The following is a 13,952-nucleotide window of genomic DNA, read 5'->3' as shown; positions in this document are numbered from 1 at the left end:
GATGAACGCCCCGGGGTTGTAAATGATGCTGACGACGAACGTCCCCGCCGACACGCTTTGACACACCCACGGCAGAGATTTTATACCGGCGTCCGTCGCTCGAGCCGTGAGCCATCTCTTCCCCGAGACGATCGAAACCGATCGGCTGCGACTCGAACTCGCCACGCCGGAGACGGTCGATCTCTTCGCGTTCTACGAGATCTGCTCGAGCGACCCCGACCTCGAGGAGGTCACCCGCTACCTGACGTGGGACCCCCACGAGACGCCGAAGGAGACCCTCGAGTTTCTAGAATTGGTCGGCAAACAGTACGACGAGAACGAGGGCGCCTCGTACCTGCTCTTCCCCCGCGACGGCGAGAACGGCGCCGGAAAAATCGCCGGCGGCTGCGGATTCGACGTCGACTGGGAGAAACGAACCATGACCCTCGGCATGTGGCTCCGCAAGCGCTTCTGGGGGCAGGGCTACTCCGGCGAACGCGCCGCGGCGTTCTTCGAACTCGCGTTCGAGCGCCTTGACCTCGATCTGGTCGCGGTCACCGCTCACGTGGACAACGAGAACTCGAACCGGGCGATCGAACGCTACGTCGAGGCCCACGGCGGCGGCCGCGACGGCCTGCTCCGCAACTGGGAGATTCACGGCGGCGAACCGGTCGATTGCTACCGATACAGTGTCAGCCGCGAGGAGTGGCTGGAGTGCGAGCCCGCCGCGGACGTGCCGTTCCGGGATCGACCGTGACCGCGCTGTTTCCGGAGCGGATCGAAACCGATCGGCTCGCCCTCGAGCACCTTTCGACGGCGACGGTCGACCCGCTCGCGTACTACGAGATCTGCTCGAGCGATCCGGGAATCGAGGCGGCGACCGCGTACACGCCCTGGGACCCCCACGCGACGCCGAGCGAAACGCTCGAATTTCTCGAGTCGCGCGAAGCGGCCTGGGAGAACGGAGCGTCCGCTGACTACGCGCTCCGGCCAGCGCCCGGCGAGGACGGGGCCGGCGAGATCGCGGGGGCGTGCGGGCTGGGGATCGACTGGGAACGCCGGACCGGCGAGCTGGGGATCTGGCTCCGCAAGCGCTACTGGGGACGCGGCTACTCGGGTGAGCGGGCCGACGCGCTCCTCGCGCTCGCGTTCGGCCGGCTCGATCTCGAGGCCGCTACCGTCCCCGTCCGCGCGGACAACGAGAAGTCACTCCGTGCGGTCGAGAAATACGTCGAGCGATTCGGCGGCAGCCGTGACTGTCGACTGCGAAACGAGTGGACGGCGACGGTCGAAGATCCCGTCGACGTGGTCCGGTTTACGATCACGCGCGAGGCGTACGACCCCGCGGCGGCTCAGACGACCGTCGAGATCATGTAGAGGTTGATGAAGACGGCGATCACCCACGGCAGCGCGAGCCCCGCGGGGATGATCGGGGCGTACGCTTTGGGAAGCAGCGGCCGGCAACAGAGGCCGACGCCGACGGCGAACGCCTTCAGCGCGAGCATTCCGAGCAGCCCCCAGCCCTCGATCGCGTAGAGCGCGATCGGGTTCGACTCGGAGAGCCCGAGGTTGAGGCCGACGAACGTCGTCACGATGTCGCCGACGAGCGAGAGCGCGACCACGACCCAGAGGACGCGCTCGAGGTCGTCCATTTCGTACTCGGTGCCCCGCAGCTGGTGGCGCCAGTGTGCGCCGTCTGAACTCATAACGCTCCCGACCGGAGTCGAACCGGTCCCTCGCCCTCGGGGAGTAGGCGAAGGCTCCACGATCGGGTGTATTGTTATGGACCGATGAGACGCCGTGACAGGGGCGGTAAGAACGTCATAACAGGCCGATCGGATCCGGCGACTGCTGGCGATCGGCGCGAACTGACGGGGCTAACGGGTTCTTAACGGATCGAAAACGGCTCAGATGATCGTCCCGTGTTTCTTGCTCGGCAGGGACTTTTCGATGTCCTCGTAGAACGCAAAGCGGTTGGCGAGTTCTGTCCGCAGCGTACTCGGCGGCACGATCTCGTCGACGACGACCTCGCTCGCCATCCGGTGGATGTCGATGTCCTCGCGGTACTCCTCGCGGAGTTCCGCCTCGCGCTCGGCGCGTTCGTCCTCGTCGTCGATCTCCGAGAGCCGGCGGGCGTACACCGCGTTGATCGCCGCCTCCGGACCCATGATAGCGATCTCACCCGAGGGGAGGCCGATGATGCTCTCGGGGTCGTAGGCGGGGCCGCCCATCGCGTAGATCCCCGCCCCGTAGGCCTTCCGGACGACCACGGTCTGTTTGGGCACCGTCGCCGAGGAGGTGGCGTAGATGAACTTCTTGCCCTTCTCGAGGATCCCCTCCTTTTCGACCTGCGAGCCGGCCATGAAGCCGGGGGTGTCACAGAGGTACAGCAGCGGGACGTTGAACGCGTCTGACTTCCAGATGAACTCGGCGGCCTTCTCGGCGGCGTCGGGGAAGATCGCGCCCGCGCGGTGGGCGGGCTGGTTGGCGACGATCCCGATCGGCCGGCCGTCGATGCGGGCGTATGCGGTGATGATCTCCTTCCCGTAGTCGGGTTTGAGTTCGAAGTACGAGCCGTCGTCGACGATCCGGTCGATGACGTCGACCATGTCGTAGCCGCGGTTCGGGTGTTGTGGAACCACCGCGTCGATCCCCGCCGGCGAGCGCGCGGGCTCCGCCGGCTCGCTTCGGGGCGGTTTCCCGTCGGCGTTGTCGGGGAGGTAGGTGACCAGCTGGGCGACGAGTTCGCGGGCGTGTTCCTCGTCGGTCGCGACGAGATCCGCCGATCCCGATTCGCGCGCGTGGACCTGTGCGCCGCCTAACTCCTGCATGTCGATCTCCTCGCCGGTGACCATCTGGACCATCCGGGGGGAGGCGATCGCCATCGCCGACATCCCCTCGACCATGATCGTGAAGTCCGCGAAGACGGGCGTGTAGGCCGCCCCCGCGATACACGGCCCGTAGAGGACGCAGATCTGGGGGACGCGCCCGGAGAGCATCGAGTGGTTGTAGTAGTACTTGCCGATCCCCTCGCGGTTGGCGAAGAAGCCGGTCTGCTGGTCGATCCGGCCGCCCGAGGAGTCCATCAGGTACAACACCGGCTGGCCTGACTTGAGCGCGCGCTGTTGCATCCGGAGGAACTTCTCGACGCCGCGCTCGGCCATCGAGCCCGCCTTCACGGTGAAGTCGTTGGCCATGAAGTGGAGGTCGCGCCCCTCGAACTCGGCGGCGCCGGTCAGCAGTCCGTCGCCGGGGAGCCGTCCCTCGGCGTCGAAGTTCGCGAACTTGCCGTCCTCGAACAGCAGACCGTCCTCGCCGAACCAGAGGTCCAGCCGATCGCGGACGAACAGTTTCCCCTGCTCGGAGAGGCGCTCCTTGTACTTCTCCGGGCCTCCTTCGAGGATCTCCTCGATTTCGGCCCACAGCTGCGCCTCGCGCTCGGTCGGCCCGAGATCGTCGTCGGCGTCCGGGGGCGTCTCCGCTTCCGCGGCGCTCGTCCCCTGGCTCTCGAGTGCCTCGTGGGTCGCGACCGGTTCGTCGTTCTGGCCGACGTACACTTCGACGTCGTCGCCGACGTGTTCGGCCAGTGCCGCCGCGATGGCCGACGCCTCCTCGTCCGAGGCTCCCGCCGCGATACGAACTTTCATGGCAAATTCTGCGAGGGGGGTCCAAAAACCGTTTTCCCTTTGCGGCGGGGGCGTGAGGGATGAAATCCTCGACACCCGTCGGGGTCTCGAGGGGAGGGCACGAGTCGACGAAAGGGGAGTCCCGCCGCGTCCGATCCACCGAGGTCGCACGTTGCCTGTACCGGCAGCGATGAGGAGGACAGCGCGTACCCGCGGCGGGAACCGAAATTGGGCGCTGTCGTCTGCCTCCGTGGTCACCAGCACGGAGACGACCGTCACTCTGTTCGCATGGATGACGAACGCTCGCGTTAACCCGTACAGTCATTAAGTCGGAACGGTTCGCCCGTCTATCTAACGTCGATCACGGCCGAACGCAGCGCCGGGCGGAGATTGCAGGCAGAACCGCCTTTAATGGTACCATGGTACCCCCCTGTAGGCGATGATATGCTACTGTACGAGACGAATAGCAATGTAGCCAGCTAAACACCGTATCGACAGCAGCCTCTCTCGACCGTAATGTCATCCGACGCCACGGAGCGACTCGCTCGTGGACTCTCTTCGGTTCGCGACCGGGTCCACGCCGACATGAGTCGACGCGACTTCGTTCGCACGCTCGCCAGTGCCGGCTACGCCATCGGGATGGCACAGCTCCTCGGCGTCGAAGACTTCCTCTCGGTCGACGACGGCGAGGTCCCCGTCGCCACCGCGCTGGTTCACGACCCCGACGACCCGTGGCACGTCGAAGAACGGACGCAGGCCGTTCCTGCCGACTGGTATGCCAGCGTTATGAAGGCGTTCGAACTCAACGAGCGACTCGCGCGCTCTGAAATCGCCGGCTATCTCGGAAGCGCCGTCGTTCCCGGCTCGTACCGGGACGGAACCGCCGAACTCACCGTCGAGGTGTCGGCCAACCCGACGACGATACGGAACGCCCTCGAGGACCTCGTCGACGGGATCAGCCTCAGCGTCCAGGCGATCGACGACGTCGAGAGCCTGGAAGATGACCCGAACGCAGCCCAGCCGCGGTTTCTCGATCGAGTCGAAAACGACCGCGTCCCCGGCGGCGTCGGCTGTGAGACCGAAACCAGCGTGGCGACGCTGGGGCCGGCGCTGTACCATCCCGACTCCGATCTGCCGTTTTTCCCGACCGCAGAACACGCGTTCCACGGCGACATCGAGAGTCGCGTGTTGAACCTGCCGACCAACCGGGACGGCGTGATCGAACTCGGCTCGGTTCACTCGGAGTACCCGGTCGAAGACGTCGTCGCGGTCGAACCCGCCGGAAACTTCTGGCCGGACAGCCGGATCGCGGCACCGTCACCGATCGACGTTCACGGACAGTTCACCCGGTTTGGCCTGGCTGATCTGGTCGCTCGAGACCGCCCCCTCGAGAAAGTCGGGGCGCTCACCGGCCACACCACCGGCAAGATCCAGGGGATCGACGCGGTTACGTGCGTGACAAGCGACGTCTGCCGGCGAGGACAGATCCGGTGGGGAGACGAGTCAGACCTGACCGACGGCGACAGCGGATCGGTGAGCTACCACCCCGATCCCGAAGCGCCCGACGACGGCGTGCTGATCGCCGGCTTCAACAACGCACGGACCTGGTGGCCCGGTCAGAGCTACGTCTGGGGCGTCTCGGCGTATCACCTGACGGAACGACACGGCTACCACTTCTGAGGAAACCAGACTCCGAATCCATGACACCCGACTCGACCCGATCCCGGCTGCAAAACGGGCTCAAAGCGGTAACGTTCGCCGGAACGCGCGTCCTCGCGGACCTGCTCATACTCGCCCTGTGGGTCGTGTTCCTGGCGCTCCTCTTTCTCACGACCGGCTGGCCCCGATGGGTGTTCTACGCGCTCTTGCTCGCCGGCGCGGTCCTCTACGTTCAGGCGACCGCCGACTGGTTCGACAGTCGACGGCGCACGGATTCGAACTGAGCCGACTACACGAGCGCCGACTCGAGGCGGCCGATCAGTTCGGCGTTGCCGACGTGGACCGGAACCCGGTCGTGGAGGTCGTCGGGTTCGACCTCGAGGATCGAGCGGCTGCCGTCCGAGGAGCGTCCGCCCGCCGTCTCGACGAGGTGTGCGATCGGGTTCCCCTCGAACTGCAAGCGGAGTTTTCCACGGGGGGCGTCCTCGAGGGCGGGGTAGGCGAAGATTCCGCCGTAGGTGAGCACCTGGTTGACGTCGCCGATCATCGCGCCGCCGTAGCGGAGCTTGTGGCTCGGGTCAGACTCAATCTCGCGAACGTACGACTCGAACTCGGCGGACCAGTGGGGGACGCGGCCGCCGAAGCCGTAGACGAGCGGCTCCTCGGGGAGGGTGACGTCGCCGTCGACGAGAGTGCGCTCCTCGCCCGCGAGTTCGTACTTCTCGACGGTCCCGTCGCGGGCGAGAGCCATCGTCGTGATCGGGCCGAAGAGGATCCAGCCCGAGGCGACCAGCGAGGTTCCGGCCGCCGGCAGCGGTTCGTCGTAGATTCCGAACACCGTCCCCATCGTGTTGTTCGACTTGAGGTTCGACGAGCCGTCGAGGGGGTCGACGGCGACGGAGAGGCCGTCGTCTCCGCAGTCGATCGCCTCGAGTCGCTCCTCGCTGGCGTACTCGCAGACGCCGTCGATTTCCGTGAGGCGCTCGGCCAGTAGCTCGTCGGCCCAGACGTCCGCTTCGGCCTGGGTCTCGCCGCTCGGGTTCTCCTCGTCCGCGTCTTCGCGGCGACCGACGAGCCCCCGCCTGATCTCCGCTGCCGACCCGGCGATCGTCTCGACGACCGCCTCGACGGTGTCGTGATGCTGACGGTCGGCCATCACTCGAGGGCGGCGTCGGCGGTTTCGCCCTCGTAGATGACCTTCTCGAGGGCGTCGAGGATTCGGGTGGGATCCTCGCGCTGCCAGACGTTGCGTCCGACTGCCAGCCCCTTCGCACCGGCGTTCATGGCGGCCTCGACCGTCGAGAGGAACTCGTAGTCGGAGGTCTTCGAGCCGCCGCTCATGACGACTTTCATTCCGGCGGCGGCCTTGCAGGCGTGTTCCATCGCTTCGGGGCTGCCGGGGTACTTCACCTTCGCGATGTCGGCGCCGAGTTCGAGACCGAGTCGGGTCGCATAGGAGATGACGTCCGGTTTGGTGTCGTTTTTCAGCCCCTGCCCGCGCGGGTACGACCACATGACGACGGGGAGGTCGTGTCTGCGAGCGTCCTCCTGGACGTCGCGGAACTCCTCTGCCATCTCGACCTCGTGGTTCGAACCGCCGTAGAGGGTGAAGCCGACGGCGTCGGCGCCGATCTCCGCTGCGTAGTCGACTGAGCAGTTCACGGCGGAGTCGTACTCGCCCATCCAGAGGTTCGAGGTGCCGTTTACCTTCAACAGGAGGTTGACGTCGTCCTCGTAGCTCGGGTAGTAGCCCTCGGCGATCCCCTTCTGGACGGCCATCGCGGTGACGGCGGGGTGAGTCGCCGTCTCGAACACCGTCGACGGATCGAGCTTCTCGGGGACCTCCTCGAAGTCGACCGGCCCGTGCTCTAACCCGTGGTCCATCGCCAGAATCAGTGACTTCCCGTCGCGAACGATCGGTGAATCGTCGATCGGAATCATCCGGTAGATGGTCCAACAGGGCGCTATAAATCTTTGATGGTCCTCTCGGGTGAAATATACTTCGCCCAGTAGTAAACCTCGAGCGCACCGGGGAGCGCGATCGGGGGCCGGCGCTCGAGGACACGGCCTCGACGGGCGGGCAGGCCGAGGCCGACGGGCTACGTGGTGTGTGAACAGACGCCATTATTTATTATAATTACCGCGAAATACACTGCGAGACAGATGACAGAGAGAGACACGCGGGGCGTTTCGAACGATCCGCACCGGGTACTGCGAACCATCGACGGAGGCGTCGAACGATGATATTCGAACTGATCGCCGCCGCGCTGCCGCTGGCGGTCGTCGCGATTCTGCTGGTCGGACTGCTGTGGCCGGCGACGCGAGCGATGCCGCTCGCGTGGATCGTGGCGCTCGTCGTCGGCTTCGTCGTGTGGAACAATCCGCCGGCGTACCTCGCGGGGTCGTCGATCGTCGGCGTGATGACGGCGCTCGAGATCCTCTGGATCGTCTTCGGCGCGCTGGTCCTGCTGTACACGCTGATGCAGGCCGGTGCGTTCGACCGCATCAACCAGGGGTTCGCCGCCGTCTCGGACGATCGACGGGTCCAGATCGTCCTGCTCGCGTTCTTCCTCGCGACGTTCATCGAGGGCGCCGCGGGCTTCGGGACGCCGGCGGCGGTCGTCGCGCCGCTGTTGCTCGCGCTCGGGTTCCCCGCGCTGGCCGCCGTGATCGCGGCGCTGATCGGCCACATCATCGCCGTCACCTACGGCGCGGTCGGCACGCCGATCATCGTCGGGATCGAAACGCCGCTGGAAGTTTACGAGGGTGCGATCGAGGCCGACGGCGGAATGACCGTCGTCGAGTACTCCCAGAACGTCGCCGCGTGGGCCGCGACCTACCACGCCCTGTCGGGCTTCGTGATGCCGCTGTTCGCCGTCGGAATGGTCGTCTACTTCTTCGGGCCGCGCGAGGAGCGCTCGATCAGACCCGCACTCGAGGTCGCGCCGTTGTGTCTGTTCGCCGGCGTCGCGTTCGCGGTTCCCTACTGGATTTCGGCGTGGTTCATCACGGCCGAGTTCCCCGCGCTCATCGGATCGATGGTCGGCGGCGCGATCACCGTCGCGGTGCTCCAGGCCGGCTATCTCCTCCCCGACGACGAGTGGGACTTCCCGCCGCGAGAGGAGTGGCCCGACCACTGGGTCGGAACGATAGAACCCGGTTCGGACGGCGTCAACGCGGCGGACGGTGCGACAGACGGGCCCCAGATGTCCCTGTTGAAGGCGTGGTCGCCGTACATTATCCTGATCGTCTTGCTCGTGATCACGCGCGTGATCGATCCGATCTCCGAGTTCCTCACCGACCCCGACGTCGGCGTCCAGATCGGGGACGTGAGCCTCGGGATCGTCATCCTGTGGGATCCGATCCTCGGGTACGAGGCGCTCGGTGCGGACATCGCGTGGATGAACGTTCCCGGCTTCTGGCTGATCGTGAGCGCGATCATCGCGATTGCCATCTTCGGACTGGACGGCGACGAGGTCAAAGCCGCCTGGTACGAGGCCGGCGAGAAACTCGTCTCGCCGTTCATCGCGCTGATCTTCGTCATCGCGATGGTCCAAGTGATGATCCAGTCCGGCGGCGCGCCCGGCGCACCCGAGTACGCGGTGATCAACGACAGCCCCGCCAGTATGATCGAGTTGCTCGCGATCGCAACCGCGAACGCGACCGGGCCGATCTATCCGGCCCTCGCAGCCTCGATCGGCGCGCTCGCCGCCGTCATGGTCGGCTCGAACACCGTCTCGAACATCACCTTCGGCGGCTTCCAGTTCACCGCCGCCCACGAACTCGAGCTGCCGAGCCAGATCGTCGTCGGCGCCCAGGCGACCGGCGGTGCGATCGGGAACCTGGTCGCCATCCACAACGTCGTCGCGGCGCTGGCGACCGTCGGCCTCGTCGGCCAGGAGGGGCGCGTGATCCGGTTGAACCTGATTCCGCTGTTCTACTACGCGGTTCTGGTTGGCATCTGGACGCTGCTGTTCGTCTACGTCATGCCCGACGTTCTCCCCGAGGTGTTCGACATCTACTGAGCGTCCTCTCTCGGCCGACCCTCGACGAGTCCGACGCGAGATGAAGGACAGTCGGTTGCGGTCGCTGTTAGCGGCGCTCGAGGACGTCAGGCGACGAGTTCGCGCGCGTTGTGTCGCCAGGTGCGGACGTGAAGCACGTTCAACTCGAGCAGCCGTGCGACTTCCCCCGCCCGGATCGTCGCCAGTCGCTCCGCGGAGACGATTCCGGCGTCGGCGAGCCGTCTCGCGTTCTCGGGGCTGACACCGGTGACGGCCGTCACCGGCGTCGGCCGAGGGTACGGGCGCTCGCAGTCGCCGTCCGATCTGTCGGCTTCACCGACCGCCCCTGGACGGGCGGCCTCGAACGCCTGCCAGTCCTCGTCGGCGCTCGCGGCGACCCACGCCCGCTCGGCCTCGCCGAGCCCGCGGACCTCCGCCGACCGGCGGTCCAAGTCGCCGTCCGTCTCGAACGACCACGGGAGCGAGAACCGCCGCCGGAGCGCGTCGGCGGCGGTTTCGTCGACACCCGCATCGAGCAGCGCCCGGTAGGAGCAGCGCTTTTCCGAGACTGCCGCCGGATCGACTCCCGAAGCCTCGAGTGCCTCGCGTTCGACCTCGTCGAGGGTCGGCGCGGCCCGTTCTGTTTCGAAAACGACACCTTCCTTGCTCATGCGAATCACCGAAACTATCCGTATCTCAGACGCAGCCGCCTTGAACGTTTCCCTCTCGTAGAACGTTCGGCGGAGAGGTATCTGCGGGCTGTTCTTTTCGGCGTCAACGGGACCGGTCGCTCGGCAGATCTCAAACATCGGCAAACTTACCACCGGACCGCCGGAAGTGACGGCCATGGTTCGCGAACAGATCGAGCGGATCGGCGTCGTCGGCGCGGGAACGATGGGCAGCGGCATCGCACAGGTCGCCGCGACGAACGGTTACGACGTCGTCATGCGCGACATCGAGTCGACTTTCGTCGAGAACGGCTTCGAGACGATCGAGCACAGCCTCGAGCGCCTCGAGTCGAAGGACGCCCTTCCCGAGGACGCGGAGACGATCCGCGGGCGGATCGAGGGGACAACCGCGCTGAGCGAACTGGCCGACTGCGACCTCGTCGTCGAGGCGGCCGTCGAGAACATGGAGATCAAGCGGGACGTCTTCGCGGACCTCGAGGCCGTCTGCGACGACGACGTCGTGCTCGCGACGAACACGAGCACGCTCTCGATTACGTCGATCGCGGCGGACCTCGCGGTGCCCGAGCGCGTGGTCGGTCTGCACTTCATGAATCCGGTGCCGATCATGGAGGGTGTCGAAATCGTCGTCGGCGAGAAGACGACCGACGACGTCGTCGCGCTGGCCCACCACCTCGCGGAAGACCTCGGGAAGACCACCTGGGAGTCCGACGACAAGCCAGGGTTCGTCACCAATCGCATCCTGATGCCCTGGATCAACGAGGGCATCCGCGCCTACGACGAGGGCGTCGCGACGAAAGAGGACATCGACGCGGGGATGGAACTCGGTACCAACGTCCCGATGGGTCCCCTGAAGCTGGCCGACCACATCGGGCTGGACATCTGCCTGCACGCCTCCGAGACGATGTACGAGGAACTGGGCGACCGCTACAAGCCCGCCTACCGCCTCAAGCGCAAGGTCGAGGCCGGCGACCTCGGCAAGAAGACCGGCGCGGGGTTCTACGAGTACGACTGATCACGACAGTCGGTATATATTTCGTCGTTCCTGTGAAATACGCCTCAATGCCCTCCCGCGAGACGTACAGCCGTCGCACCATCGCCGGCGCCGGTCTGGGCGGTGTCGGTGCCCTCCTGACGGGCGGGTACGCCTGGAACCAGTACTCGAGGCGCCACTACCTCCGCCTCCGATACCTCCGCGCGAGAAACGAGTCCGACGAACCGACCGAACTCTCGGTCACCGTCGACAGCGAGCGAGACGCCCCCCGCGAGGAAACGATCAGGCTCGAGGCGACGGGTCGTGAGGGTGACGAAACTCACGTCGCGGGTCGCTGGATCAAGCACACCCGCGAGTGGGCGGTTCGAGCGCGGTTCGAAGGCCGGGCGCTCTCGCTCTCGAACCGGGAGATCAACGAGAGAATCGACAGCGGGTGGGGCGTCGATGACGCCGAGATAACGCTTCTCGTCACCGAGAGCCGGGATCTCGAGGCCGAGATCAGACCACAGGTGTAGCCGTTACTGGTGGAGCGGTTTTTCGGACATCTCGAGGCGCAGTTCCTCGAGGGTCGACCGGGAGACGTCCTGTTCGAACTGCTGGATGACGGCGAACACCTCCGCCCGCGAGATCTTGACGTCCCCCTCGCGGACGACGTCCTCGGGACGCTCGCGCAGTTCCCGCAGGGTGCCGACGGCGAGCAGGTAGGGAATCGCCCACGCCGAGAGGGTGTTGCCGTGGGACTCGGGGACGACCTCGAGGTAGCGCTGGGCGTCGTCGAGGTAGCCCTCGGCCCGTCCGATGACGCGCTGGACGACCGACGTGACGCCGCGGTGGTTGGTCTCGTCGACGACCGCGTCGACGTCGACGTTCTCCTCTTCGAGCCACTCGGCGGGGAGGTAGACGTTGTTCTCCTCGCGGTAGTCCGACTCGACGTCCTTGGCGATGTTGACCAGCTGCAAGAGGAGGGCGAACGAGCGGGCGTTCTGGCGCATCTCCCGGGCGCGCTCGGGGGAGGCCCCGCGGGCGACCAGCCCCGTGATGAGCGTGCCGACGGTGCCGGCGGCGTACCAGCAGTACTCCTCGAGTTCCTCGACGGTCTGGAGGCGGAGCCCGCCCTCCTCGGCGTAGCGGGCGGTGAACATCGCCATCCCGTCGACGAGTTCGCGGACGGGTTCGCGCATGATCTCGCGGGGCTCGTCCTCGAGGGCCTCGAACGTCGCCAGCACGCGCGGGGTCTGTGCGACGACCTCCCAGTCCTCGTTGCGCTCTGCGGGAATCCAGGGCGCGACGTCGGCCATGAACGCCGACACCGCGTAGTCGTCGTCGGGGTCGAGCAGGCGATCGTACGCGGAGAGGAGGGCGGTCTGTTCTTCCGGAGGGATGTGACCCGCGTCCTCGATCGTATCGGCGATTCGACAGAGGAGGTAGCCAAGACAGATGTGTCTCGCCATGGGCTCCTCGAGTCGGTCGACCGTGATCGAGAAGGTCCGAGACACGCCGTGAACCGCCTCGTAACACCACTCCAGGTCGGGGTCTGCGCGAATATCTGACTGGCCTGTGGTCATCTACTTGACCCACATTGTACCGCAGACCGGAAAAACACCGCGGTCGCGGTGAGCCTCTCCTCGCCTCCTGTTGCCGGTGAATCGACAGAATACATCACCCACCTTATCAGTCAGGGAACGTGACGGTCGCGGGGGCGGGAACGGCAAGCGAGCGGTTTCGACCGCTCGACGAAATTGGGGGTGCTGCCGGCTATCGTTGTCCGCGGGTACGCCGCCGTCCGGCGAAACCGCTCACGACTCTTACCCGACAGTATAAAGGACGGACCGGTCGATAGCTCGCGCATGGACTTTACGCGCTCTCCGGAGCAGGAGCAGATCCGGGACATGGTCGCCGAGTTCGTCGACGAGGAGATCGTCCCCGTCGCGAGCGAGATCGACCACGACGACGAGTTTCCCGCCGACCTCGTGAGCGAGATGGCCGACCTCGGCCTGATGGGGATGCCGTTTCCCGAGGAGTACGGCGGCGCGGGGCTCGACTACCACTCCTACGCGATCGGCCTCGAGGAGATCTCCCGCGGCTCGGGCGGACTCGGAACGGTCGTCGCCGCCCACATCTCGCTGGCGGGCAACATGGTCTACGAGTTCGGCGACGAGTCCCAGAAGGAGGAGTACCTGATGCCGCTCGCCGAGGGGACCGACATCGGCGCGTTCGCCCTCTCGGAGGCGGGTGCGGGCAGCGACGTCCCCTCGATGGAGACGACCGCCGAGCGGGACGGTGAGGAGTACGTGATCAACGGCGGCAAACTCTGGATCTCGAACGGTTCCGTCGCCGACACGGTGATCCTCTTCGCGAAGACCGACCCGGACGCCGGGAACAAGGGCATCTCGTCGTTCGTCGTGCGCCCCGAGGAGGACGACGGCTTCTTCGTCGAAGGGACGGAGGAGAAGCTGGGCGATAAGGGCTGTCCCACCGCCGAACTCCGGTTCGACGACCTCCGGGTTCCCGCCGACCGCCGCCTCGGCGAGGAGGGACGCGGGTTCGTCCACGCCCTGAAGACCCTGAACGGCGGCCGGATCACCATCGCCGCCCGAAGCGTCGGCATCGCCCAGGCCGCCTTGGACGAGGCGGTCTCCTACGCGAACGAGCGCGAGCAGTTCGGCCAGCCGATCGGCGAGTTCCAGGCGATCAAACACAAGCTCGCGGACATGGACACGAAAGTCCAGGCAGCGCGCCTGCTCATGCACAAGGCCGCCGACAACAAGATCCGCGGCGAGGACTACATCAAGGAGGCCGCCCAGGCCAAACTGTACGCCAGCGAGATCAGCCGCGAAGTGGCGAACGAGGGCATCCAGATCCACGGCGGCTACGGCTACACCAAGGACTTCCCCGCCGAGCGGTTCTACCGCGACGCCAAGCTCAACGAGATCTACGAGGGGACCAGCGAGATCCTGCGGAACACGATCGGCGACCAGCTTCTCGGCTGAGCGGGTCCCTCGCC

The 13,952-nt window shown here is 66.2% G+C and carries 14 protein-coding genes; 8 read left to right on the top strand and 6 right to left on the bottom strand.

The genetic code is table 11. The annotated features are described in order from the left end of the window. Nucleotides 1-106 precede the first annotated feature (106 nt). Both NMQ11_RS02920 and NMQ11_RS02915 read left to right on the top strand, forming a co-directional pair. A complete protein-coding gene (locus NMQ11_RS02920; protein WP_255169894.1) occupies nt 107-736 on the top strand; it encodes a GNAT family N-acetyltransferase in 630 nt (209 codons plus the stop codon). Continuing rightward, a complete protein-coding gene (locus NMQ11_RS02915) occupies nt 694-1,356 on the top strand; it encodes a GNAT family N-acetyltransferase (protein ID WP_255169893.1) in 663 nt (220 codons plus the stop codon). Before NMQ11_RS02920 ends, NMQ11_RS02915 begins: the two co-directional genes overlap by 43 nt. Here NMQ11_RS02915 and NMQ11_RS02910 read toward each other — a convergent pair. Next, nucleotides 1,332-1,685, bottom strand: a complete 354-nt coding sequence (locus NMQ11_RS02910; protein ID WP_255169892.1) for a DUF5658 family protein — start codon at nt 1,683-1,685, stop codon at nt 1,332-1,334. The two genes, NMQ11_RS02915 and NMQ11_RS02910, sit on opposite strands and share 25 nt — an antisense overlap. Before the next feature lie 201 nt (nt 1,686-1,886). Next, complete coding sequence (locus tag NMQ11_RS02905; RefSeq protein WP_255169891.1) at nt 1,887-3,626, bottom strand: acyl-CoA carboxylase subunit beta; 1,740 nt, start codon at nt 3,624-3,626, stop codon at nt 1,887-1,889. A 495-nt stretch (nt 3,627-4,121) separates the two neighbouring features. Between NMQ11_RS02905 and NMQ11_RS02900 the strand changes: the two genes are divergently transcribed. Together NMQ11_RS02900 and NMQ11_RS02895 are read left to right on the top strand one after the other, a co-directional pair. After that, nucleotides 4,122-5,285 (top strand): hypothetical protein, encoded by a 1,164-nt coding sequence (locus NMQ11_RS02900; RefSeq protein WP_425607699.1) that lies wholly within the window; start codon nt 4,122-4,124, stop codon nt 5,283-5,285. 20 nt (nt 5,286-5,305) lie between these two features. Continuing rightward, on the top strand, nt 5,306-5,548 hold the full coding sequence (locus tag NMQ11_RS02895; protein ID WP_255169889.1) for a DUF8119 family protein: 243 nt from the start codon (nt 5,306-5,308) through the stop codon (nt 5,546-5,548). 5 nt (nt 5,549-5,553) lie between these two features. Here the strand turns inward: NMQ11_RS02895 and NMQ11_RS02890 are convergent, their stop codons facing one another. Beyond that, nucleotides 5,554-6,420 (bottom strand): class 1 fructose-bisphosphatase, encoded by an 867-nt coding sequence (locus NMQ11_RS02890; RefSeq protein ID WP_255169888.1) that lies wholly within the window; start codon nt 6,418-6,420, stop codon nt 5,554-5,556. Further along, a complete protein-coding gene (locus NMQ11_RS02885) occupies nt 6,420-7,205 on the bottom strand; it encodes a class I fructose-bisphosphate aldolase (RefSeq protein ID WP_255169886.1) in 786 nt (261 codons plus the stop codon). Before NMQ11_RS02885 ends, NMQ11_RS02890 begins: the two co-directional genes overlap by 1 nt. 299 nt (nt 7,206-7,504) lie before the next feature. Between NMQ11_RS02885 and NMQ11_RS02880 the strand changes: the two genes are divergently transcribed. Then, the gene (locus NMQ11_RS02880; protein WP_255169885.1) at nt 7,505-9,289 is read left to right on the top strand and encodes an L-lactate permease; all 1,785 of its coding nucleotides are present in this window, start codon (nt 7,505-7,507) and stop codon (nt 9,287-9,289) included. A gap of 86 nt (nt 9,290-9,375) precedes the next feature. On the opposite strand, the gene NMQ11_RS02875 is transcribed toward NMQ11_RS02880, so the two are convergent. After that, on the bottom strand, nt 9,376-9,939 hold the full coding sequence (locus NMQ11_RS02875) for a hypothetical protein (RefSeq protein ID WP_425607698.1): 564 nt from the start codon (nt 9,937-9,939) through the stop codon (nt 9,376-9,378). A 175-nt stretch (nt 9,940-10,114) separates the two neighbouring features. Between NMQ11_RS02875 and NMQ11_RS02870 the strand changes: the two genes are divergently transcribed. Next, nucleotides 10,115-10,969: a 3-hydroxyacyl-CoA dehydrogenase family protein gene (locus NMQ11_RS02870; RefSeq protein ID WP_255169884.1), complete on the top strand. Its 855-nt coding sequence runs from the start codon at nt 10,115-10,117 to the stop codon at nt 10,967-10,969. A 47-nt stretch (nt 10,970-11,016) separates the two neighbouring features. Continuing rightward, on the top strand, nt 11,017-11,463 hold the full coding sequence (locus NMQ11_RS02865) for a hypothetical protein (RefSeq protein WP_255169883.1): 447 nt from the start codon (nt 11,017-11,019) through the stop codon (nt 11,461-11,463). A 3-nt stretch (nt 11,464-11,466) separates the two neighbouring features. Here NMQ11_RS02865 and NMQ11_RS02860 read toward each other — a convergent pair whose 3' ends face one another. Next, entirely contained in the window at nt 11,467-12,513 is a 1,047-nt protein-coding gene (locus NMQ11_RS02860) for a phytoene/squalene synthase family protein (RefSeq protein WP_255169882.1), read from the bottom strand. A 282-nt stretch (nt 12,514-12,795) separates the two neighbouring features. Between NMQ11_RS02860 and NMQ11_RS02855 the strand changes: the two genes are divergently transcribed. Continuing rightward, nucleotides 12,796-13,938 carry an acyl-CoA dehydrogenase gene (locus NMQ11_RS02855; protein ID WP_255169881.1) on the top strand — a complete coding sequence of 381 codons (1,143 nt, stop codon included), beginning with the start codon at nt 12,796-12,798 and terminating at the stop codon, nt 13,936-13,938. Nucleotides 13,939-13,952: the final 14 nt, after the last annotated feature.

The organism is Natrononativus amylolyticus (assembly GCF_024362525.1).
Classification (GTDB): Archaea; Halobacteriota; Halobacteria; order Halobacteriales; family Natrialbaceae; genus Natrononativus; species Natrononativus amylolyticus.
This window is presented reverse-complemented; position numbering and strand designations above follow the sequence as displayed.

What these genes read in the sequence shown, in the direction of transcription:
- NMQ11_RS02865 (WP_255169883.1), top strand. Translation starts at nt 11,017, where the DNA reads ATGCCCTCCCGCGAGACGTACAGCCGTCGCACCATCGCCGGCGCCGGT.
- NMQ11_RS02875 (WP_425607698.1), bottom strand. Translation starts at nt 9,939, where the DNA reads ATGAGCAAGGAAGGTGTCGTTTTCGAAACAGAACGGGCCGCGCCGACC.
- NMQ11_RS02900 (WP_425607699.1), top strand. Translation starts at nt 4,122, where the DNA reads ATGTCATCCGACGCCACGGAGCGACTCGCTCGTGGACTCTCTTCGGTT.
- NMQ11_RS02905 (WP_255169891.1), bottom strand. Translation starts at nt 3,626, where the DNA reads ATGAAAGTTCGTATCGCGGCGGGAGCCTCGGACGAGGAGGCGTCGGCC.
- NMQ11_RS02860 (WP_255169882.1), bottom strand. Translation starts at nt 12,513, where the DNA reads ATGACCACAGGCCAGTCAGATATTCGCGCAGACCCCGACCTGGAGTGG.
- NMQ11_RS02880 (WP_255169885.1), top strand. Translation starts at nt 7,505, where the DNA reads ATGATATTCGAACTGATCGCCGCCGCGCTGCCGCTGGCGGTCGTCGCG.
- NMQ11_RS02910 (WP_255169892.1), bottom strand. Translation starts at nt 1,685, where the DNA reads ATGAGTTCAGACGGCGCACACTGGCGCCACCAGCTGCGGGGCACCGAG.
- NMQ11_RS02885 (WP_255169886.1), bottom strand. Translation starts at nt 7,205, where the DNA reads ATGATTCCGATCGACGATTCACCGATCGTTCGCGACGGGAAGTCACTG.
- NMQ11_RS02890 (WP_255169888.1), bottom strand. Translation starts at nt 6,420, where the DNA reads ATGGCCGACCGTCAGCATCACGACACCGTCGAGGCGGTCGTCGAGACG.
- NMQ11_RS02870 (WP_255169884.1), top strand. Translation starts at nt 10,115, where the DNA reads ATGGTTCGCGAACAGATCGAGCGGATCGGCGTCGTCGGCGCGGGAACG.
- NMQ11_RS02895 (WP_255169889.1), top strand. Translation starts at nt 5,306, where the DNA reads ATGACACCCGACTCGACCCGATCCCGGCTGCAAAACGGGCTCAAAGCG.
- NMQ11_RS02855 (WP_255169881.1), top strand. Translation starts at nt 12,796, where the DNA reads ATGGACTTTACGCGCTCTCCGGAGCAGGAGCAGATCCGGGACATGGTC.